General features: G+C 52.3%; 20 protein-coding genes. 5 read left to right on the top strand and 15 right to left on the bottom strand.

Features of this window, described 5'->3' with window-relative positions; translation table 11 throughout:
• Positions 1-2 precede the first annotated feature (2 nt).
• The 4 genes from ACI7RC_RS06430 to ACI7RC_RS06415 are packed head-to-tail and all read right to left on the bottom strand — an operon-like array spanning position 3 to position 3,520.
• Positions 3-1,280, bottom strand: coding sequence for an oligosaccharide flippase family protein (locus tag ACI7RC_RS06430; protein WP_408107407.1), 1,278 nt, complete (start codon positions 1,278-1,280; stop codon positions 3-5).
• Between the two features lie 30 nt (positions 1,281-1,310).
• Positions 1,311-1,931: a sugar transferase gene (locus ACI7RC_RS06425; RefSeq protein ID WP_408107406.1), complete on the bottom strand. Its 621-nt coding sequence runs from the start codon at positions 1,929-1,931 to the stop codon at positions 1,311-1,313.
• A gap of 3 nt (positions 1,932-1,934) precedes the next feature.
• The gene (gene galU, locus ACI7RC_RS06420) at positions 1,935-2,831 is read right to left on the bottom strand and encodes a UTP--glucose-1-phosphate uridylyltransferase GalU (RefSeq protein ID WP_408107405.1); all 897 of its coding nucleotides are present in this window, start codon (positions 2,829-2,831) and stop codon (positions 1,935-1,937) included.
• Positions 2,832-2,887: 56 nt separating this feature from the next.
• Complete coding sequence (locus tag ACI7RC_RS06415; RefSeq protein WP_408107404.1) at positions 2,888-3,520, bottom strand: YveK family protein; 633 nt, start codon at positions 3,518-3,520, stop codon at positions 2,888-2,890.
• Between the two features lie 412 nt (positions 3,521-3,932).
• Between ACI7RC_RS06415 and ACI7RC_RS06410 the strand changes: the two genes are divergently transcribed.
• Positions 3,933-6,257 (top strand): hypothetical protein, encoded by a 2,325-nt coding sequence (locus ACI7RC_RS06410; RefSeq protein WP_408107403.1) that lies wholly within the window; start codon positions 3,933-3,935, stop codon positions 6,255-6,257.
• Positions 6,258-6,328: 71 nt separating this feature from the next.
• Here the strand turns inward: ACI7RC_RS06410 and ACI7RC_RS06405 are convergent, their stop codons facing one another.
• The 5 genes from ACI7RC_RS06405 to ACI7RC_RS06385 form a co-directional block, all read right to left on the bottom strand.
• Positions 6,329-6,661, bottom strand: coding sequence for a helix-turn-helix domain-containing protein (locus tag ACI7RC_RS06405; protein ID WP_408107402.1), 333 nt, complete (start codon positions 6,659-6,661; stop codon positions 6,329-6,331).
• A 301-nt stretch (positions 6,662-6,962) separates the two neighbouring features.
• A complete protein-coding gene (gene galE, locus ACI7RC_RS06400; protein ID WP_408107401.1) occupies positions 6,963-7,955 on the bottom strand; it encodes a UDP-glucose 4-epimerase GalE in 993 nt (330 codons plus the stop codon).
• Positions 7,952-8,737 (bottom strand): WecB/TagA/CpsF family glycosyltransferase, encoded by a 786-nt coding sequence (locus ACI7RC_RS06395; protein WP_408107400.1) that lies wholly within the window; start codon positions 8,735-8,737, stop codon positions 7,952-7,954. The genes galE and ACI7RC_RS06395 overlap by 4 nt, the downstream gene beginning before the upstream one ends.
• Complete coding sequence (locus ACI7RC_RS06390; protein ID WP_408107399.1) at positions 8,734-9,921, bottom strand: glycosyltransferase family 4 protein; 1,188 nt, start codon at positions 9,919-9,921, stop codon at positions 8,734-8,736. The genes ACI7RC_RS06395 and ACI7RC_RS06390 overlap by 4 nt, the downstream gene beginning before the upstream one ends.
• Positions 9,918-10,868 carry a glycosyltransferase family 2 protein gene (locus tag ACI7RC_RS06385; protein WP_408107398.1) on the bottom strand — a complete coding sequence of 317 codons (951 nt, stop codon included), beginning with the start codon at positions 10,866-10,868 and terminating at the stop codon, positions 9,918-9,920. The genes ACI7RC_RS06390 and ACI7RC_RS06385 overlap by 4 nt, the downstream gene beginning before the upstream one ends.
• A gap of 235 nt (positions 10,869-11,103) precedes the next feature.
• Here ACI7RC_RS06385 and ACI7RC_RS06380 point away from each other — a divergent pair, with 235 nt between their 5' ends.
• The gene (locus tag ACI7RC_RS06380; protein WP_408107397.1) at positions 11,104-11,445 is read left to right on the top strand and encodes a helix-turn-helix domain-containing protein; all 342 of its coding nucleotides are present in this window, start codon (positions 11,104-11,106) and stop codon (positions 11,443-11,445) included.
• A gap of 77 nt (positions 11,446-11,522) precedes the next feature.
• A complete protein-coding gene (locus ACI7RC_RS06375) occupies positions 11,523-11,696 on the top strand; it encodes an anti-repressor SinI family protein (RefSeq protein ID WP_408107396.1) in 174 nt (57 codons plus the stop codon).
• Positions 11,697-11,823: 127 nt separating this feature from the next.
• On the opposite strand, the gene ACI7RC_RS06370 is transcribed toward ACI7RC_RS06375, so the two are convergent.
• Positions 11,824-11,958: an anti-repressor SinI family protein gene (locus ACI7RC_RS06370; RefSeq protein ID WP_408107395.1), complete on the bottom strand. Its 135-nt coding sequence runs from the start codon at positions 11,956-11,958 to the stop codon at positions 11,824-11,826.
• Between the two features lie 178 nt (positions 11,959-12,136).
• On the opposite strand from ACI7RC_RS06370, the gene ACI7RC_RS06365 reads away from it, so the two are divergent.
• The gene (locus tag ACI7RC_RS06365; protein WP_408107394.1) at positions 12,137-12,475 is read left to right on the top strand and encodes a helix-turn-helix domain-containing protein; all 339 of its coding nucleotides are present in this window, start codon (positions 12,137-12,139) and stop codon (positions 12,473-12,475) included.
• Positions 12,476-12,525: 50 nt separating this feature from the next.
• Here ACI7RC_RS06365 and ACI7RC_RS06360 read toward each other — a convergent pair whose 3' ends face one another.
• The 3 genes from ACI7RC_RS06360 to ACI7RC_RS06350 all read right to left on the bottom strand — a co-directional run bounded on the left by ACI7RC_RS06360 (position 12,526) and on the right by ACI7RC_RS06350 (position 17,272).
• Entirely contained in the window at positions 12,526-14,277 is a 1,752-nt protein-coding gene (locus ACI7RC_RS06360; RefSeq protein WP_408107393.1) for a phospho-sugar mutase, read from the bottom strand.
• Between the two features lie 211 nt (positions 14,278-14,488).
• Positions 14,489-16,537 carry a DUF4962 domain-containing protein gene (locus ACI7RC_RS06355; RefSeq protein ID WP_408107392.1) on the bottom strand — a complete coding sequence of 683 codons (2,049 nt, stop codon included), beginning with the start codon at positions 16,535-16,537 and terminating at the stop codon, positions 14,489-14,491.
• A gap of 594 nt (positions 16,538-17,131) precedes the next feature.
• Entirely contained in the window at positions 17,132-17,272 is a 141-nt protein-coding gene (locus tag ACI7RC_RS06350; protein WP_408107391.1) for a hypothetical protein, read from the bottom strand.
• Between the two features lie 214 nt (positions 17,273-17,486).
• Between ACI7RC_RS06350 and ACI7RC_RS06345 the strand changes: the two genes are divergently transcribed.
• Positions 17,487-18,467, top strand: a complete 981-nt coding sequence (locus ACI7RC_RS06345; protein ID WP_408107390.1) for a bile acid:sodium symporter family protein — start codon at positions 17,487-17,489, stop codon at positions 18,465-18,467.
• Positions 18,468-18,511: 44 nt separating this feature from the next.
• On the opposite strand, the gene ACI7RC_RS06340 is transcribed toward ACI7RC_RS06345, so the two are convergent.
• Positions 18,512-20,212, bottom strand: a complete 1,701-nt coding sequence (locus ACI7RC_RS06340) for a methyl-accepting chemotaxis protein (protein ID WP_408107389.1) — start codon at positions 20,210-20,212, stop codon at positions 18,512-18,514.
• Positions 20,213-20,246: 34 nt separating this feature from the next.
• Positions 20,247-21,932, bottom strand: a complete 1,686-nt coding sequence (locus tag ACI7RC_RS06335; protein WP_408107459.1) for a glycerol-3-phosphate dehydrogenase/oxidase — start codon at positions 21,930-21,932, stop codon at positions 20,247-20,249.
• Positions 21,933-22,058: the final 126 nt, after the last annotated feature.

Genomic DNA, 22,058 nt, shown 5'->3' with positions numbered 1-22,058 from the left:
CCCTAGCTTGCTATGTGAGCTTTCACTTTTAACAAATTGTCTCTGCGGTAGAAGTACCAGATCGCCAGCCAATACCCGAGGGACAGCAGCAGGTCGGATGCCATGCCTGCGAGGGCAGCCCCCCTCCAGGAGTACAAGGGAATCAGCAGAAGGTTGGTCAGCGGATTGATCACTGCTACGATCACCTGTATCCCGCTTCTCCACCCCTGATAACCGGCCCCCGTAAGCGCATCCTGGGCGAAGCTGTACATGCTTTTGAGCAGCGGCACAACCGCCAGGAAACGCACCGCGTCAACGGCATTGGAATAATCCTCGCCCAGCAGCCAGGGCAGAACAGGAGCGGCCGCGTAGATGCAGATCCCGGCAATTACGCTGTATACCACGGAAACGGAGAGAAGCCGTTTCGCGAGCCGCAAGCTCCCGGCAATGCCGTCTCTTCCATCCTGGAAAAATTTTGCGTAGGCAGCGCCCATCAACGCGCGGATCGGGCTGAGGGAGACCTCGATGATTCGTCCGGCCGCGGCGAAGATGCCGGACGCTTCAAGCGTTGACAGATTGACCAGCAGAATCTTCGACGTGTCGTTGTAAATCGCGACAGACGAACTGCTGACGGAAAAGTAAAAGCCCTCTCGCAATTCGGCGAACAGCTTCCTCCACTCCACACGGGGAGTTCCAAGTTCACGGTTGACCAGCCAGACGCCGACAGCCGCCCCTATCACCGTCGTACACAGGTAGATGACCGCCCATTCCGCCGGCGATCTGCTGTCGGAGAACAAAGCGAGGGCAGCGGCCCCGACCAATCTCGCCAGGCTGAGAAAAACTTGCAGCTGCGCCGTTCTTTTTAGCCGTTCAAACGCTTGAAACGCCTGTGAACTGACGTCCAGCAGCCGGTAGAAGATCAGGTCGGAAACGGATATCGCCAGTATCAGCAGCGGACTGACAAACACCGGCAGTGTGAACTGAGCGACAATACCGGTCAATAGTGTAAGCAAGACCCCGGATATGACGGTCATGGCCAAGGCATTGCCCCAATATTGGGGAAACACCCCTTTGTCTCTCGAAACGTGCTTGACCAGTAAATTTCCCGTTCCCCAAGTGGAGAAGGGGGCAAAGATGCCGACCAGGGATGCAACCCCGACGAATGTGCCGTATCCTTCCGCCCCCAGGCAGCGAGCGATGATGATGAAATAGACAGCTTGAATGAGAATACGCGACCCTTGGCCAAGCACCATCCACAGGGTATTGCGGGCGAGCGTACTGTTCTTTAATCGACTAAGCATCTGGTTCACATCCAATTGCGGCCCGATCAGTTAACAGGTATTGCTCTTACATACGATCAGGACCGTCTGCAAAATAATCCAAAGGTCAAGGCCGAGCGACATTTCTCTGATGTACTGGAGATCATAGGAGAGGTTTTCGTGAATCGGTTTCGTCCGATCCATGCTGATTTGCCACAACCCTGTAATCCCCGGTTTGACGAGAAACCGCTGCCTTTCGTAGCCGGTGTAGTACTTTTGTACAATCGAGGACTGTTCCGGACGAGGGCCGACGAAGCTCATCTCGCCCCTGAGGACGTTGATCAGCTGCGGCAGTTCATCTATACTCGTCTTCCTGAGCAACCGCCCAATTCTCGTGATCCGGGGGTCGCGGTCGCTTACAGGCGATCTGCCCTGTCTCGGTGCATCTATGTACATGGTGCGGAATTTATAGATCTGAAATTCCCTGCCGTCTTTCCCAAAACGGGGTTGCCTGAACAAGACGGGGCCTTTTGAATCCAGCTTGATCAGAACAGAAACGACGGCACATACCGCAAGTACGGGCAAGGCGAGCAGCAGACACAGCATGAGGTCAAGCATCTGTTTGCCAAACCGCACGTACAAGCTTTTGGGAACATCAATCGTTTGTTCGATGTGACGAGGCAGCATCCCCATGGTTTATCGCATTCCTACCTTTTCTTTTTTCAACATCTCCGCCGCTTGAAAGTCGCGAAGGTAATGCCGGAAGTCTTCGTTGAGCTCTTCGTTATGCAGGGCAAACTCGATTGTCGCCTTTAAAAAGCCGATCTTGCTGCCGACGTCGTAAAGCGTCCCTTTGAACCTATAGGCCAGCATCGCCTGTTCCTGAGCGAGGACTTGCAGGGCGTCGGTCAATTGAATCTCGCCGCCCACTCCCGGCTTGATCCGTTCCAGAATCGCGAATATTCGCGGATCCAGGATGTAGCGGCCAATGATCGCCAGGTTGGATGGTGGATTACTCTTTGGCTTTTCCACCAGGTTTTTGATCAACTCCAGGCTATCGTCGATGTTCACCCCTTCGATCACGCCGTAGTTGCCCACTTCGCTCCATTCAACCGGTTCGACCGCAATCACGCTGGAGTTTTGCTGGTCGTAGATGTCGATCATCTGCTTCAGGCACGGCGTCTCGCTCCGAATCACCATGTCTCCCAACAGAACAGCAAAGGGTTCATTGCCGATGAACTTTCGCGCGCACCAAATGGCATGGCCCAGACCCAGCGCTTCCTTCTGCCTGACGTAGTGAATATCGACAAGATTGGTAATCCCATTTACGATGTTAAAAAGGTCATTCTTGCTCTTTTCCAGCAGGTTCAATTCAAGTTCGTAGTTTTTGTCAAAGTGGTCTTCAATTGCCCGTTTGCTTCGTCCCGTCACAATAATGATGTCTTTGATGCCGGATTCGACGGCTTCCTCAACAATGTACTGAATGGTTGGCTTATCAACGATGGGCAGCATCTCTTTCGGCATCGCCTTCGTTGCAGGAAGAAAACGCGTCCCCAGCCCTGCTGCGGGAATAACAGCTTTTCTGACCTTCATCTCGAAAACCATCTCCTCTATGCGTAATGAGAGATTGCCTGAATTGCCTGAATTTTTTACGACGCGAAGCTTTTCTTTCGCGGGCTGGACGCATGTTTGGCTCTGTCCACCATTTCAAAAAAGAGCGCCAGCACCACACCGACCATAAATCCAAGAACGACGGAGATCGGTATGCTCACGTACGGTTTGGGCCCAATGGGAACGGGATTGCTGCTTCCTTCCGCTTCGTCGATAACCATCACATTGTCTATATTCATGAACAGATTGGCATTCTCGGTGATCGACTGGGAGAATGCGTTTGCGTACCGGACGGCCAACGCGGCATTCTGATCGGTGATGGTAATGGAAAACAGAAAAGTGCCGTTGTTTATTTTCACAGCTACTTTTTCCAGCAGCTGCGCCGGGGTGATCGTGGACTGCATCTTGCGGATGACGTCTTCGGCGATGCGCCGGCTTTTGATCAGCTCTGTGTAGGTTTTAAGCAGCTGCTGATTTCCCAGCGAGCTGGTGTAAATATTCATATTGTTGGTGTTTTGGGGCTGCACAAGCAGAGTCGTCGTCGCTTGATACTTGGGAACCAGTACGAAGAATTGGATCAGACCGGTTGCAATACCGGCGATTGCCGCAACCGCCAGCGTGAGAAACCATCTTTTGCGAATCGTTGTGAGAACATCAATCACCATATCCATACGTAGGCTGTCCCCTCTATCCCAAATCCTGACGATACGCGTAAAACAGACGTATACATGTACTCCCTTCCCCTTCCTCTGTTCGTTTCGTTTCTCACTAGTTCGTTTTAACGAACCGATACGTTGAGTATACAGGAAGGATGAGGAAATAAAAATGGCAGTTTTTGCCCTTAATTGCCTATTTCAAACAAGTTTCGTTCGTTATCTCGTATTAACTCCCGATCTCTCTCGTTTTCATACATTTTATAACGAACATGACGTTTCTTTAAAAGAACGAAACTGTACGGTGCAGCGCCGACACCATTCGATTTTGTGTTTCATACGCTGTTCTATATATCTGCATTTGAAAAAGGAGGTTATTCTCATAAATAATTCCATTTCGTTAAAACAGATCGACAGCAGGTTCTTTGGCATGCACATGAAGAAGACCCAGGACTTTCAACCGCTCGGTTTTGGATCGATTCGCCTTTGGGACACGGGAACAAACTGGGGGAATATAGAGAGGTCGAAGGGCAGTTTTGATTTTTCCGTCGTCGACAGCTTTGTCGATTTTGCCCAGAAAAACGGTCTTGACGTCATTTGGACGCTGGGACAACCCCCTGCTTGGGCAACCGGGGGCGGACCCTCGCCTGTTCCGGGTACGGATTACTACAATAGCGCCCCTCCGAACAACATTCAGGACTGGCGGGACTACCTGAGCGTAATCGGAACGCGTTACAAGGGGAAAATTGGCTACTACGAGATTTGGAATGAAGCAAATTTAAGCCGATACTACTCGGGAACGGTCGACAAACTGGTTGAGTTGACCAGAGAGGCCAATCAGGTATTGAAAGCGATCGATCCGGGGACCAAGATCGTCAGCCCCAGCTTCACGGAATGGGGCGGAGTGGCGGCATTGGATGCGTTCATGACAGCCGGCGGGAAATACTGGATCGACATTGTCGGGGTACACCTCTACACCTTTCCCGGTCCGCCGGAGAGCGTGATTGATCTGGCAGGCGCCTATCAGGCTGTTATGGCGGGGCAAGGCGTTGGGAACCTGCCCCTCTGGAACACGGAGAGTACCTGGAACAGCTTTTACTACAAAGGAACGTTGTACGGAACCGATCCGCTCGACTACTCTGTCGTTATGCCTTACGATCTCGCCATCTCCTACCTGATCCGCATGTATCTATGCAATTGGATTGCCGGCGTGGACCGCTGCTACTTCTATGGCATCGACTACCCGTGGTCGAGATTGCGGCTGCTTGATTTGGCCCATCCCCCTACACTCATCCCACCCGGCTTCGCCTACCGCCGCATGGTCGATCTCTTGAACGGGGCGAGGACATACTCCTATTCCACAACCTCTGACGGCGTGCACAATCTGTCGCTGGTGTACAGTGACGGCAGCCAGGGCTATGTGTTATGGGCGGATGACGACAGAATCCCTCCTGCTACCCTCCCGTTCGAGCTGAAGAACAGCTGGGCCCTACTTGCTGACGGCAGAACCCAAAACGGCGCCAATCTGTTGTCCATATCGAAAATGCCCGTCTTTTTGAAGAGTTATGAAACCCATTTGCCATTGCCCGAGCTGACGTCAAATGACAACGGCAGTTTGTCTGCGGAGATGCTCTACAATGCCGATTTTTCCTTGAACCTGCATACGAGTCCTGTGCCGCTGGGATGGGATGCCGGCAGCATGTCGGTCACTTCCTACACAGGGGCAGACCTGCCGGCTGGCAGGATGGGAATTGTACTCTCCCCCTCCAGCCAGTATCAGCAGTTTCGTCAGTTTCTCAGAAAGCCTTTGAAAAAAGGCGCAAAGTACCGCATAGCGATCACGTATAAATTGCCCGGCGCCAATCCTCCCGGCAGATGGTTGATCAGATTGGAGAGCGGTGCCGCCGGTACTCCACTGGTCAGAGAAGCCTTCTTTTCTCTGCCCACCCAAGATGCATTCCGCTCCAAACAGATGGAGTTTTACTACGATTACGACAGTCCTGACCCGCCGCCTGACTTGCGTCTGACCGTGATCAACAGCGCTCCGGCGGGGCAGCAGCAGCCGATCTACCTTGCCGGCCTCTCTTTGCGGCAGATGGCGGGCACGGCCATAGAGGATCAGCACGCGTTTCGCATGATCTACTCGCCGGAAAAACCTTCGTCAGGTTCATTTAGTAAGGGAGATCAAATTCTGTTTACGGATGCTGCGCTTGTGCAAACGGAAGGTATCGGCTGGATCTGCACGTCGGAAGGAACGTTGGGTACGCTGACGGGGGTAACAGGAAGCATTACGAGCGGGTCAAATCTGATAAATCTAAATGTTCAGAACGCAGTGAGGATTGGCGATCGGATTCGGCTTGGCTCAGATACGAGAACCTATACGATTACCGTGCAGAAAAGCCCTACACAGTATGAGCTGTCTGTCCTGGCCAATGTTACGCTGACTAATCAGGCCGTTACGTATGTCATCCCGACCTTTTCCAGGCTGGCTGACCCGCCGGCGAAGAGTGCAAGTATTTCAAATGCACCGGTGGTATTGAGCGTAGGAGCAAGTCCCTACGTCTACCAGAATACTAACACCTACCCGGTAGAGGTTATTACCGCCAATGGCACGGTTAACTCAATCGAATTTAGCAGAAACGGAACGGTCTGGTATGACACGGGAACGGTATCAGGGATCGTGCAGCTGTCCCCGAACGACCGCATTCGGGTGAAATTTACGGCCACACCCACAATGATCGCCATTCCGCGATAAGCATACTCCATGCAAGGTACACGCTATCTGCGAACCTTGTATGTTTTTAGACGTCATCTATTTTAAGCGGATCAGTCTTTTGGACGGTTCAACTTCCACTTGTTGAACTCCAAAAACTCCCTGAATTGTTCTTTGCTCACGCCGGAATCCATTGCTTCGCGAATCAGGGAAAACCATTCCTGATCGACCCCTTCGTCCCGTGGATTATCTTCTTGCTGCAGCAGCGACTGTACGGAAACATTGAGCACAGCCCCGATTTTTTCAAGAAACTGAATGGAGGGATTGGATTGAACGTCTCTTTCAATGGAACTTAAATAGGACTTGGCCACATCGGCTCGCTCCGCAAGCTCCGAAAGAGTCAGTCCCCTCTCTTTTCTCAGTTGTTGAATACGCTTCCCTATCATTCAACTCCACTCCCAAAACAAGTTGTCTTAAGTAGAATAACATATCCAACTGTTAAAATCATGTGCCTTTATACTTTTAAACGCTTTTTCTATTAATTGGTGATATTCATTTTTGTTAGTTCAGAAAAGTGCGGCTTTTTGCCAGGTCCAAACTGCGAACGCCATCTTTTTAAAAAAACAGGGCATGTATTGATCATCAAAAACGATACAATAGATGCCCTGTTTGGTAAAGACCTATTTTCAGCTTGTACAGTTTTGCGAGCACTCATTAACGGGTTGGCTCAACGTCTGAAAACTGCGGTTATCTCAGGACTTGATAGCCGGCAGGATACTTGGTATGCCAGTTCCAGGCAGAACTGATCATGCTTTTTAGATCGTGTTCCGGCACCCAGTTGAGCTCCGCCTTCACTTTGCGATTGGCCGCGACGAGTCTGGGCGGATCTCCTTCCCGCCTGTTTCCCAACTGGATCACCGCTTTTCTGCCGGTTGTCTCTTCGCATAGGCTGATCACTTCTTTTACAGAATAACCGCGCCCAGTCCCCAGATTGTACACCTGATTGCGCACTTCGCCGAAAAACAGCTTAGCGAGCGCCAAAATATGGGCATTGGCCAAGTCAAGGACATGAATATAATCCCGAATGCAGGTTCCGTCCGGGGTATCGTAATCTGTTCCAAATACCGTAATCTTGTCCCGCAGCCCCAGCAAATGCTGCAAGACAATCGGGATCAAATGGCTTTCCTGATCGTGATCCTCGCCGATCTCCCCGGACAGGTGAGCTCCCGCCGCGTTAAAATACCGCAGTGTGACGTATTCCAGACCGTGTGAGACGGAAAGGTCTTCGATAATTTGTTCAATCATCCGCTTGGTGCGGCCGTAAGGATTAATCGGATTGGCAGGCAGTGTTTCATCGATCAGCTCAACATCAGGGACTCCGTACACGGCAGCAGTAGAGGAAAAGATAAACCGTCTGACGCCGTAACGAAGCATGCTTTCCAACAGGTTTATCGTTGAGGCAACGTTGTTCTGATAGTACTTCAACGGATTTGCCACCGACTCCGCCACCAGACTGTTCGCGGCGAAATGCATCACGCCAGTTATCGGATATGTACTGAACACCCGGTCCAGATCGGCACAGTCTCCCAAGTCGCCGTCGATAAAGACCGTCCGTGGATCCACTGCTGCTCGGTGGCCTGTCGTCAAATTGTCGAGTACTGCTACCTGATACCCTTGATCCAACAGCATCCTAACGGTATGGCTGCCGACGTACCCAGCCCCGCCTACTACCAATATCATGAAGACAACCCCTTGTCTTTCAAATTTTTTCGATAAATCAACTCTTTTAACAATAATTTTCCAATAAACCAGGGCTCGATCAGATATCGTCTCCACAGCCTCCCCGGTTCGCTGAGCAGCCGATACAGCCACTCCAGCCCGATTCTTCCCAGCCAGCGAGGCGGCGTCGGCACTTCTCCTGCAACGTAGTCCATGCAGGCCCCGGCCGTCAGAATCGCATTTGCCGAAATCTCCGAAAAATTCTCCAGTATCCACTCCTCTTGACGCGGCATGCCCATGCCGACCATGAGAATGTGAGGAGAGAAAGCACGGATCCTGTCGAGAATTTGCCTGCATTCGTCACTACCGGCAGCTGCATTGAAGTACCCGTGAGCGACCTCCATTTGCAATCCGGGATATCTTTCCGCAAGAATGCGCCTTGCCTTGTCGGCGACGCCTGGCTTTGAGCCCAAAAAGAAGATGCGGTATCCATTCTCCTCCGCTTCTTTCATCAGCGGGTCAGTCCAATCGATATAGGTGACGCGATGGTCCCGGCTGAGCGGTTTGCCCAGCAGCCGACCAATAAAAACGAGCGCCATTCCGTCAATGTGGACATAATTTGCTTTTGCATAAAAGTCACGCATTTTCGGCTCTTTGTGATACAGATAGAGGCTGTGCAGATTGTGATTGGCAATGATGTACTTCTCTTTGCTTCGTACAGCTGTCTGAATAAGCGAGTGGAGGTCTTGCAGTTTCAAGGCTTGCACGTTTACTCCACAAACGGAAACGGTCCTGATCTTCATACCTTCCTCCCAAGAATCTCTTCAATTTGCGGAATCATCATTCTCACCCGGGATTCCCAGCTGTGCTCCTGCACAATTTGCTCGCGGGCCGCTCTTCCCATCTCAACCAGATTGCCTCCGGCAGCATACGCTTCACGCAGGCAGCTCATTAACGCCTCCAGGTTGCCCGGTTCAAACAGATAGCCGGTGACGCCGTTTTTCACCAGCTTGCCTGCATCCGCAAAGTTGGAAGCGATCACCGGTTTCGCCATCGCCATGTATTCGTACAGTTTTAACGGAGAGAGGTACATGACACCTATCTTGAGCGGCAACTGCCCGGAGTAGCATATGTCAAAACCGGAAATGTACTCTGGCACTTCCGTCGCCGGCACTCTCCCGACAAATTTCGTGTATTCGGACAATCCGAGCTCTTCGGCCAATTGCTGCCACTCCCCCCGGGCAGGTCCGTCCCCGACGATCACTGCACGGATAAAAACTCCTTCTTCCTGCAGTTCTTTGATTGCCGTCAGCAGCAAGTTCAACCCCTGCCAGGAGATGACGCTGCCGACAAAGCCGACGGTAAATTCTGCAAACAGACGTTTTGCCCTGTACTTTTGCGGGTCGTATACCAGAACATCGACACCATTAGGCACGACAATCACCTTGCCGGGGTCAATTCCCGTCTCGCGGATAATGATGTTTTTCAGCTCTTCCGTCACACAGATCAGGACATCGCACTTGTGGTAGGCGCTGATTTCCAATTTGCGGGCAAGCTTTGTCAGCACCAAGCTTTTCCTCTCCACTTTGGCCTCGTAGAAAAGCGGAGCATTCGTCTCGAGAATCCAGGGAATCCCCTTCCGTTTGAAAATCCAGCCCAACGACTGCAGCGCTGCAAATCTCTCATACACCCAATGCACTTCATCGTCCAGTTCGCCTAGTGCGCGGCGGGCGTTGACGACGCCCATGCCAAACCTGACCACATCGGCGAGCAGCGCGTGCAGTTTGCTTTTCGATAGCATGCTTTCCGTGTTTTTCTTCAGCACTTTCACAGCCATACGGTCCCCGACGATAAAGCTTCTTACATGCCAGCCAGAATTCCTGAATCCGTTGATGACCCCCAACACATGGGAACGCGGCCCGCTTGCCTCTGCATCCGGTCTGGTGGAGACCCTCGGGGCCGCCGACAGATAACCGATACATTTCATACTGATTCTCCTTTACTTTCAGTCGTGTACTGTACCTTCCTATACTCTTCGTAATGGCGCCCGGCTAACGCGGCGAGCATGCCAAACCCGCGGTACATATGGCGAATCGCCCAGACGAAAGCGTGTTGCCCCAATACGGGAGAGATAATCATCTGCAGTACGCCTTGGACGACTTTTCCCCCTCCCAGCAGCAGGCGTTTGACCCTCACCCTGACGGAGGGATACAAGTCGATCTCGCAGAAGGTGATCGTGTTGCCCAATCGATAGGCTCGTTTCCATATCCAGTTCATCGTCACACGGCTGTTCGGCACATACTCGTGAGCCAGCGCATTGTCGGCCCAGACGATCGTGTGGCCCATCTTGTGCAAGCGCATGAAAAAATGCGTATCCTCCCCTCCGGTCAAAGCCAGCCGTTCGTCAAAGATCGTCTCCATATTCCGGACGACTTCCGCCCGGATCAGCACGTTACCTGTCGCTGCCATCTTCATTCGATACCCCGTTTCGTAACGGGCCCGTTCAAAGAACTTTCCTTTCAATACCCATTCAGGTACCTCTTCTTCAAATATGGAGAGAACCGGACCGGCGACGATGTCGGCATCATACGATTGTTGAACGTGCAGCAGCTCATCAAGCCAGTCATGCTCCGGCACTTCATCGTCATCAATGAACGCAATAAAATCGAAATCGTCCCTCGTCGTGACGATTGCCCTGTTGCGCGCGTAGGAAATACCCCGTTGTGATTCAGCCACATATCGCAGCGTCCATCTGTAGCGACGGCTTTCACTTTCGCAAAATGCCTTTTCGGGCTCGGCGGGATCATTGTCGACCACGACCACCTGCAGTTCGTCCGGAATGCAGCGCTTGAAGGTTAAGTTTTCCAGACACTTGAGCAACCGCTTCAGACCCTCGTGGCGTTTGCATGTCGTGATGCATACAGCAACTTTCATGGTTTCCTCCTCTATTCGGGTTCCGAGAACATTAGCCTATCGTTCTTTTTATTGAATGCAAAAAAATAGGAGAAGCCTTAATTTCCGCTTGTATTCGTTAAAAGAAACGATTATCGTTCATTATATAGGTATTTTCGCAAATTATCGCCCTTTTGTCAATTTTATAACGAACGCGTTTTTCTTTATAATGAACTACATAGGGTTTTCGCCGCAAAATACGGAGGGATATTTCACGATGATTGGTAAGCGTATTCAGGAAATACGATTGGAAAAGGGACTTTCCCTGACAGAACTTGCCGAACGTGCCGGAGTAGCCAAATCATATCTCAGTTACATAGAGCGCAATTTGCAGACCAATCCTTCTGTTCAGTTTCTGGAAAAAATCACAGCCGTACTTGAAGTGGACATTCACTACCTGTTGAATAGCGAGGAGGGTGACACAACGATCGATCATGAGTGGATGTCGCTCGTCCGAAAAGCGATTGACGCCGGCATCAGCAAGGAGCAGTTTCAGGAGTTCCAGGAGTTCATCCAGTTTAACAGATGGCGGGAGAACCGAAAGGGTAAAAACGAATAGCGCAGCCGGTGACGCAGCAGGTATGAAAATTGTCAAAAGAATTAGACGTTTAGACGCGAGCAATGGGAGGTATATATATGGATAGACCAACATATGCGGCTCATTTGGACCCGGAATGGATCAAACTTATTTTAGCTGCCCGAAACATGGGGTTGACACCCGCAGAGATCCGGATGTTCCTGTCTGCAGGCGGAGCAGCCCAATCAGCTACAGCAGAGCGTGAAGAGGAAGGAGAGAGCGGCTCTCGGTGATGCGAAAAAAAGAGGAATCTCCTCAGCTTAAGGGACTGGATGTTCATATCGGTAAAGTAGCAGAGCCGCTTGACGATTCTGATCATTACCCGGACAGGGGTACTTGTTTGAGGCCTCCCGGTTGAACTTAGCCGATTTTTTTAGCGGCCTCTCGTAAAAAATCCCTTATCTCCTCTATCGTTATACCGAGATCCCGTGCCTCGATGATCAGATCCAGCCATTCAAAATCGATCTCTTCTATTGCTTGTTTGTCCTGTAACAATATACTTCCTCCTTATCCCATTCCAAGGCAACTACCGCGTGATCGAACGTCGTCTTGACCTTCCGCGCGGCACCTTTATCTGTCCATCTTCTTATTTCGTTACAATAGAGACTCAACATACATAGCGCCGCTAAACGGATACACCATGTAACAAGCGAATGAAGGAGAGGAAAAGTGAATGCTCGGAACACGCATAAACAGCTTGCGAAAGGAAAAGGGTTTCTCCCTTTCCCAATTAGCCGAACTCTCGGATGTCTGTGCATCCTGTTTGCACTCCATTGAGAAAGGGACGAATCGTTATCCATCCCTTGACCTTATTGAAAAAATCGCCGCTGCACTTCAAGTTTCTTTAGACCAGCTTCTGCACGAAGATCATGTCGTTGAACAAGAGGAATTATCGGAAGAATGGCTCGGGCTTATTCGGGAGGCCATGCAATCCGGAGTGAGTAAGCAACAATTCCGGGAATTCCTCGAATGGCACAGGCGAATGCGCGATCAAGCCGGACAGGATAGGTAAACCAGGGAAGCGCTGCATGCCGGAAGTTCAGGCATTGCAATAACAACGCTTTATATAGTGTTCACCTTCTCTTTCAACTCGCGCTTCAAACGATCTGCTTTTTCTATTGCCTCTTGCATCGAAGTTAGTGACACGGCGCTAAAGTAGACTTTCATTTTCGGTTCCGTACCTGAAGGCCTGATCGCAATCCACGAGCTGTCTTCCAGAACAAATTTTAGTACATCCGACTTCGGCAGATCCAGGGAGGCGACACGCCGATCGGCGACATGCCGTTTTTTACTGCTTTCGTAGTCCTCGATCCACCTCACCGGCAGGCCAGCAATCTTTTCAGGAGGATTTTGCCGGAAGGAACGCATGATTTCCCGCATGTTTTTTTCAGACGAAGCGCCGGAGAAGGTAATCGACAGGTAATCTTCCCAGTAGTAGCCATGCTCGCGATAGATCTCTGCCAACACCTGAAAAAGATGTTTGCCCTCTTCTTTATAAACCAGCACCATCTCGGCGACGATCGCCGTTGTCTGCACGGCGTCCTTATCGCGGACGAAATCTCCCGCCAGGTATCCATAACTTTCTTCGTAGCCAAATACAAAAGTATGATCGCCGGTGACTTTGTATTCGTTGATTTTTTCCCCGATATACTTGAAGCCCGTCAGTGTGTGAACGGTTTTGAGCCCGTACTTCCCGGCGATTTTCTCTCCCAAGCCGGAAGTGACGATGGAATTCAGAACAGCTCCATTCTTAGGGAGCAGGCCCTTTGCCTGCTTTTGTTCCAACAGGTAGTGCAGGATGAGCACCCCAATTTGGTTGCCGCTCAGATACTTGTATTCTCCGTCCGCTTTGACCAATACTCCCAATCGATCCGCGTCCGGGTCTGTAGCCATGATCAGGTCGGCATCTACCTCTTCTGCCAACTTGAGAGCCAGCTCAAAAACGTCCTTCTCTTCCGGATTAGGTGCCTTTACCGTCGAAAATTGCTGGTCCGGCTGCGCTTGTGCTTCAACTACATGCACGTCGGAGAATCCACTTTTCTCCAGAATGGACCGTACCGGCACGTTTCCTGTTCCATGCAGCGGGGTATAGACAATACGCAGCTTCTTTCCATGCTGCTCGGTTACGGATCGGTTGAGGAGAAGGGATCTCACTTCGTCTGTATACGCCTTGAGAACTTCCTCCCCGACCAGCGTAATTCCCTGTCCCCTGTCTTTCTGCAAACCGTCTGTATGTATGGCAAGAGGGTCGGTGAAACGCTGAATCTCCGCATATATCTTCTCTGCAATCCCATCGGTAATCTGTCCGCCATGTTCGTCGTATACTTTCAGCCCGTTGAACTGGGGCGGGTTGTGACTCGCCGTCACGACAATGCCAGCTGCCGTCCGAAAGTAGCGGATCGCGTATGACAACAGCGGCGTGGCAGCCATTTCTTCAAACAGAAAAACAGGTATGCCCCTGCTGTCCAGAACACGTGCCGCTTCCTCGGCAAACTCTCGCGAGTACTTTCTGGAATCGTAGGCGATTGCGACTCCCCGCTTCATCGCTTCCGTCCCCAGGTTTAGGATGTAGGAGGCCAAGCCGGAGACAACCTTGCGAACAGTATAAATATTCAGTCGATTGGTGCCAGCGCCGATTACTCCTCTTATTCCCGCTGTTCCAAACTCGATATCCTTGTAGAACCGGTCTTCGATCTCATCCGGTTGATTCTGAATGCCCGCCAGTTCTTCCCGCAAATCCTGCTGTATGCCGTCCTGTTGGAGCCAGAGATGGTACCTCTCCAGCCAGCTCTGTTTCGTTTCCAGTTGTGACATTTGCACGCCTCCTTTTGATACAAAAACAAGACAATTGCAAATACTCCCCTTGAATGAGAGCGAATTTTGTCCTACAGATCAAGTAAGACTAATACTAAAATAGGCATAGGAGAAAAACAACGGTCTTAATTTGTCGAAATACGGCCGCTAAAAATTTTGGGAAAAGGCGGCCCTGCCTGCAGCCGCCTTCCGTTTCCAGTAAAAGGACTGCCTACTGCAGGCGAACCGGAAAGCCGGTAGTGCTCCAATCCTTCAGCGGCTTGATCTCCGGCATTGTCGCAGGCGGTTTTTCTCCTTCGCGAAGCGGCACAAACAGGACGGAAAGCCGCAGATCGCTCGCCCCCTCGGACAGAATCGCCAGCTTGAGTCCCTTATTCTCCGCCTGATTGGGCGGGTTGGGCGATGTACTGAGCGGTTTTTCGTAGAATACTCTAAACTTCAGCTTTTGATCTGAAAGGATATGAGCCCACAGCCGTTTGTCCCCAACCTGCAGAATCGCCGATCGCCCGTCATCAGCGAGACTGATTTTCGCATCTGTATGCATGAACCACCAGATGTAGCCCTTTCTCTTCAGCTGGACTTCATCTTGAAGAAGCACCTTTGTGCGGTTGTCGACCAGTGCAATCCCCCGTTTTGCGGATACCGCATCCCGCTCGTAAGCTGACGTCATGTCCGTGATGGCAAAGGCTCCTTGGGCGCTTGTTTTAAAGGTATCAATGGTGCTTTTGGCGTGAATATTCTGATCCGGTCCGCTCCCCGGATTGATGACCAGCGTATTTTGCCCCTCAGCGCGTTTCCGGTAATAGTCCCAGCGCTGTCCTCTAATATCGAAATACCCGGGCAGGTCGTAGTTGTCTTTCCCCAGTTCAGTGGCCCACCTTACCCCCAGGGCATCCAGCACGAACGTCCCGATGTCCAGATCCGCGTGATTCAGATAATTGTCTCCAGCGTGAAAACCGACAAACAACGCATTCGGATCATTCCACTTGCTGCGCATCGTGACGATTTCTGTCTCCGGGTTGGAGAATCTCTTGTCCAGTGGTAGTCGTGACACGCTTTGTGCAGCCGCATCAGCCGGTTTATACCAAACCATCTTCATCGCCATTCCGTACCCTTGCAACCCGGAAGGAAGCAGCTCCGGTTTCCCGTACTTGCCAGCCAACCAGAGCTGCTGCGGAATGATGTACTCGGTCGTGAAGTCGGCATCCCCCAAGTTGAAAGAACCGGCTGGACCGGTTACGTAAAGCGGATAATACCCGGTTTCGGAAAGACCCGGCGCATCTGACAAGCCGTAGTCGGTACCCAGGGCGGAATCCAGCGAGGAGAGGAAGTAACTGATGTACAACGTTCCGTGATCCCAGTACCCCGGCCCCTCCGGACTGCCTCCGTCTGGAGCGTAGTTGCCGAGCGAGACGGTTATGTTGCGAATCGCATATTCCAGTATCTGGCTGCTGAGTTGCTCTGTTTCCGGCGTCTCGTCTGCGATGGCAAGGGCGCCGACGCCAATCCCTGCGTTAACGACTGTATTCCAGTTATCCTCTGTACGCAGCCAGGACACCTGGTTGACCGGCCCTTTCGTATTTCCCCTGTACACCTCAAGCGCCGGCTCCAGCCCTTTGCGCATCAAGGCGGAACGAAGCGTTTTTTTCTGGCTGTCGGACAAGTAGTCGTACAGCCAGTCGTAACCGATTGCGACAGCGTTCGACATCTCCGCCACGTCAAGGAAATGCGGCGGATTCCAGTCTTTGAACTGATTATCGTCACAGACGGCTCTCAGCTCTTTCCAGGCCCGGTCTGCGTATACCTTGTCGTGTGTCAACCGGTACATGAGCGCCAATCGCAACACACGGTCGAGCACCAAATCACTGGTCTCCAGCAGCTTTCCATTTTTCAGCTGATACGTGGCAGCAGGCTGCGAAAGGATTTTGTCAGCAGACCACTTGACATCGTCAAAGTACTTCTTAAACGTTTTGTCCGTCTTGAGATAAACCTTCATCTGCTCAAATTGGTCAGCAGTCGCCATCAGGCGGGGGTGCTGCCTGTTCGGGCTTCGCCGCTTCAGGTCTTGCAAAATCTGCCGTGCACTGGCACTCTCCAGGTAACTGGCGCCGGATTTCATCGGAACAGCAGCATCCATTCGCAAAAGCGGTTCAGTCTCCCCCTTTCCCGCCGCTGTCTGGTACGACTCCGAAGTGCCAAGCAGCACGGCGGCTGCCAACAGCATCATTCCCGCGCCGCGCAGCCGTTTCATCCTCGTCATCGTCTCTTTTTCCCTCCTTTTTATAATTGCCAAAATACTACAACACAAGGAAATTTCTGGTTGTATAAAGGCTCGACTGTTTTTAACTTTAGTCCGTCGGAATCAAATAAATCATCGTGCTTCTCAAGTTTTTAACTTGCCTGTTGCCTCGGACCCGTCTTTACAAATCCGGCTGTCTGGTTGACAACAGGTACCACAAGTATGCTTACTGCCTTCACGGTGCGGATATGAATCCGTAGTTCTTTTGGCTCTGCGTTGAAAGAGGCATTTTTCCGTCATTAACCTTCGGGGTTCCACTACAATGATTGACGATAAATAGTCATGCTAAACTGGGAGGAATCTGTGGAGGAGTAAGTATAAATAGGTTCCTTAATTAAACAAATTTTTCCTCATACTGGTATAACGAAATACCCCCGCTGTTTGTTGCGGGTTTTTTATCTTTTTAAAGGAAAATAGTCCTTTGGCAGCATCGTTGGAAGTTGAAAAGTGCGACTAGTCCTATAGCGTGTAATTGAATGTTTAGGTTCGAAAGCCTATAGAAATCCGTTCAATAAGCGGCCAAGTACGCCCCGCCATCATTTGAGATTGTCGTCTTCACGAAACGAGGTAAGCAGCGCATGCTGACAGACCGTTTGCAAGTCCCGCCAAGTTGAGACCCTGCGGCGTGATGGTTCCCGCTTTCTCCATTGCCAGTGATTGTTCCTTGATGACGCTTACCCTATTTTCCGCAAACATTCCCAGAACCACTCCTCTTTCGGCAAAAATCTCTTGATTCGATAGATTAATAGATGCGAATCCTTTACAATGGAAACGGTCAGAAAATTTCATTTCCGTCAGAAGGGTACCTGCATGGACAAGGATAGCTGATTTCTAATTGAATGGTAAATAACCGAGCGGCTAAGTTTCAGCTCTATGTACAAGGCAGCCCATCAAGGCTAGGAGTGGTTTCATGCTGGCAATATGCAATACGATCATTTCAAAATTTCTCCCGCTGTGGATTATCTGCTTTGCCCTGCTGGCCTATCATTTTCCGCAACATTTCGTCTTCTTCAAGGACTGGACAGCCCCTGCTTTGGGATTCATTCTGTTCAACATGGGTCTGACGCTGTCGCGCGATAGCCTCAAACGAGTAATCTTGCAGCCAAAACTGGCCCTGCTTGGCGTCTTGGGAAAATGGACGATCACATTAGGCATCTCGATCCTGCTGGCCTTTCTCTTTTTTCCGGAAAATCCTGAACTGTTAGCCGGGGTGATCCTGGCTGGTTCGGTCCCCAGCGGCACCTCGGCCAATCTCTACACGTTTATGGCGGGCGGCACACTGGCGCTGAGTATTATGATGTCCTCCGTCGATACGCTGATCGGGCCGTTTCTTACACCCGTGATTATGAAAAGTGCCGTCGGCAGCGTCGTGCCGGTCGACTTTTGGGGCGTCTTTTTACAGATGGTCTACGTCGTGCTGATTCCGATCATGCTCGGACTCTTGATTCAGATGAAGTGGGAAGCAAAGCTGACGCACGTCAAGAAGATCATTCCCCTGCTGTCTTCCGCCGCACTCCTGATCATCGACGTAGCCGTTGTCTCGGGGGCACAAGCGATGCTGAAGCAGTATGTCCATCTGCTGCCGTTGCTGTTCGTCTGCGTGTTCCTGCAGGTAACCGTACCGATGCTGCTCGGCTATGGCTACAGCGCTGTACTGGGGGCTGCTGAGCCGGACCGGCGCTCGATCGTTTACGAAATGGGCATTTGCAATACGGCGCTGGCGGCGCTTTTGGCGATTCATCACATCAGTCCGATCGCTGCCGTTCCGGCCGTCGCCAACATGATCACCAACACTTCCGTCGGAGCGCTGATTGCGATCTTATGGCAACCGGTTGCAGACAGATTTGGGCGAAGCAAACAAAAGTGGCGGTCGGTGAAGCCCGGTTCCTGACCGGACTCGTGATGACCTGCCACTTTTGCATGAAATCCCAGGCGCTAGACAGTAAACCTGCCGATTGCCCGATTCAGTTCTTCAGCCATGCGATTTAACTCTGCGACCGATGTGGAGATTTGCCTCAACGCTGCCGTCTGTCGCGTCGTCGTCTCCACCACCTGCCGCGTCTGATCTGCCGTCCCCTCAGAGATGGAGACAAATTCGTCTACGCTGGCGGCCACCTGCTCGGAGCTTGCCGACATCTCCTCCGACACAGCAGAGATATCTTGAATTTGGCTGGTCAGTTCATCCATGTCGCTGACGATTTGCGAAAACGTCTGCCTTGCCTCCCGGACGACACCGGTTCCTCTGGCCATATCGGAAGATACCGTTTGGATCGACTCTACAACCTGTGCCGTATCTTGCTGCATCTGCTTCACCAGCTCAGATATTTGCTTGGCTGACTGCTCGGATTGTTCGGCCAGCTTGCGAACCTCGTCGGCGACAACCGCAAAGCCTCTGCCGTGCTCGCCAGCCCGGGCTGCTTCAATCGCCGCGTTAAGCGCTAATAGATTGGTCTGCGCTGAAATTTCTGTAATCATTTCCACAATACTGCCAATCTCCTGTGAACGCTGGCCCAACAGCGTGACCAATGACACAGCCTCTCTGCTGGAGCCGTGAATCGCCTCCATCTCGTCCACCGCCAGAGCCAGCGATGTGTTTCCCGATTGGGCACTTCGGGCGGAAGCTTCGGATGTCTCTGCGGCCAGGGAGGACGCCTCGGCAATGCGTTGGATTCCCATCGCCATTTCCGCCATCGCTCTGCCGCACTCCTGCGAACCTGTGACGACGGATTGGGCCTGCTGTGCGATCATCTCGATGGTTGAGGCGATTGCTCTGCTTCCGTCTTGCGTCTCCTGCGCGCCGGCAGCCAGCACATGTGATCGAGCTGCCACCTGTTCCGCCGTCTCGGTTACTTGAAGAATCATCGTGCGCAGATTGGCGTTCATCTGGTTCAGATCCCGAGCCAGATCCCCCAGCTCATCCCGTTTCCATCCTGAAAGCTCCCGCATGCGCAAGTCGCCGCCTGCCATCTCCTTGACATTTCGGGCCATGTGCCCAAGCGACCGGGTCATGTATCGCATCAGCCAAAAGGCCAGCAGCATGCTGACGATGAGACCGAGCGAAATGAACAGCGCCGTCTCCCGCTGACCTCGGGCGTATATCTGTGCGGCTTCTGTTGATGCGGACTGTGCCCCGTCGTAGCTAATCCTGGTCAAGCTCTCCAGGTAACCGGCCATCACCTGAAACATCACGTCGGCGTCCTGCAGCAAACGCTTGACCTCGCCCGTCTGCCCTTGTTTGGTGGCATCAACCAATTGCTGATGAATCCCCTTGTACTGTCCCCACGAATTTAAAAGAGATTGATAATTCTTTTGTTCCTCTTCACCCGTGGCGATTTGTCCGAAGGCCCCGATTTGCCGCTCCGCCTCATTCACTGCCCCATCCATGTCCTGTTCAATCATCTGCATGCGCCGATCCTCTGCCGTAGCGTACTTCTGTTCCAGTGAGGAAATGTGCTCCGTCAGGTACTTGATCTCCATGACTGTCGACACCTTGGGCAGCCAATTTGCAGAGATCTCTTCCGCCTTCCCATTCATCACTCCCAGCTTGCTCAGCCCGAGCCAGCCGAGCCCTGCCATCATCGCCAGAATGCAGAAGAAGCCTAAGAAAAGCTTTTTTCCAACCGTAAACCTCATCATCTTCCCATCCTTCTAATAATGATCGGCAGACTATCTAAGGCTCGATCCGGGCCAGTTCCTGATCGTTTTTCGGCAAGCGGTAGATCGTATCCAGGAAACGGTTCACTTCCGCTCTCTGCCGCTCCATCTCACTGCTGTCCCAATCCAGCATTTCGGCCATCAAAGCGATCACCGTATCCGCATTCTCTTCAGCCTGCCGCAGGTCAAAATACGTCCAGCCGGTGCGCAGCCGCAGGAAATCGACTGCCTGGACGGTCATTTCTTCTTCAACGGAATAAGCCAGTTGAGCCGCCAGCAGTTCTTTCCGGGAATAGCCCTGGGAACCGGACGGTCTGTCCTGCAAGCGTTCATAGATGTGCAGCGTATTGGTCCCGTAGGTCTCGATCCACTCCCTGGCGACGGCCGGATCGACCCCCTTGGCTGCGCCCATCTGCAGCATTTCCTGTTTCCACTCCGCATACCGGGAACGGTCCTTGCATTCGCCGCCGCTGATGACGATCTGATCCGTCGTGCAGCCCGGCAAGCTCCCTCTGCCCGCTTCAGCCAGCTGCCGGCCTACCAGGTCCACCACCTTCTCCGCCATCTTGCGGAACCCGGTCAGCTTGCCCCCGGCGATCGTGATCAAGCCGCTGTCGGAGATGAAGATCTCGTCTTTGCGGGACAGCTCGGACGGTCCTTTTCCCTCTTCGTAGATCAATGGCCTGAGGCCGGCCCAATGTGACTGGATATCGCTCTCGGCAAGTTTGACTGGAGGGAACATAAAGTTGACCGCCCGGATCAAATAGGCCCGGTCTTCTTCCGTCGTCCGCGGCAGGTCGACGTAGTGGGAGTATGCCGTATCCGTCGTTCCGATATAGGTGATCTTCCCGCGCGGAATGACAAAGACCATCCGTCCGTCAGGCGTGTCGAAGTAGGCCGACTGTGCCACCGGCAGTCTGGCGTGATCCACGACCAGGTGAACGCCCTTGGTAAGAAACAGCCGCTTTCCCTGCAGCGAGCCGTCCAGTTTTCGTACGCCATCGACCCAGGGACCGGCGGCGTTGACGACTTTTTTGGCGTACAACTCGATGCTCCTGCCGCTCACCCGGTCGTGTGCCCGCACCCCAACTACTTTGCCGTCCCGGTAGATAAACTCTGTCAGCTCGGTGTAATTGACGATCTTTGCTCCGTGACGCCATGCCGTTTTCATGATGTCCAACGTCAGCCGGGCATCATCGGTACGGTATTCGTAGTAGAGCCCCGACCCTTTCAGTCCGTCTGGCTTCAGCAGCGGTTCATGCCGCAGCGTATCCGCTTTATTCAGCATTTTTCGCCGTTCTTTGCGCGCCACCCCGGCCAGCCAATCGTAGACATACAGCCCGACGGATGAAGCCAGATAGCCGTACGTGCCGCCCTTGTAGATCGGCAGCAGCATCGGCGCCGGCGTGACCAGATGCGGAGCGTTTTTGTACAGGATCGCCCGCTCGCGTCCCACCTCCTGCACCAGCTTTACTTCTCCCTGCTTCAAATAGCGCAAGCCGCCGTGGATCAGTTTGGTCGAACGGCTGCTGGTGCCGGAGCCGAAGTCGGCTTTCTCCAGCAGCCCGACCCGCAGGCCGCGCACGCTGGCGTCCAAGGCGATGCCCGCTCCGGTAATGCCGCCGCCGATGATGATCAAATCAAGCTCATTTTCTGCCATCTGATCGAGGACACACGCCCTGTTCTTTGCGGAAAATGTCATGTTCACAGTAGTCCTCCTCTCCTGCCCAATGGCGGAGTTGATGAAAAAAACCCCAATGGAAAAGAGACAACTTGCCGTACAAGTCGCACCATTCCAAAGGGGTTTCTCCTGATCTCTACCCTTTTG

The sequence above is a fragment of the Brevibacillus sp. B_LB10_24 genome (assembly GCF_046036945.1).
Classification (GTDB): domain Bacteria; phylum Bacillota; class Bacilli; order Brevibacillales; family Brevibacillaceae; genus Brevibacillus_C.
Note: the sequence above shows the minus strand (reverse complement) of the source record. Positions and strands in the feature narration are given on the sequence as shown.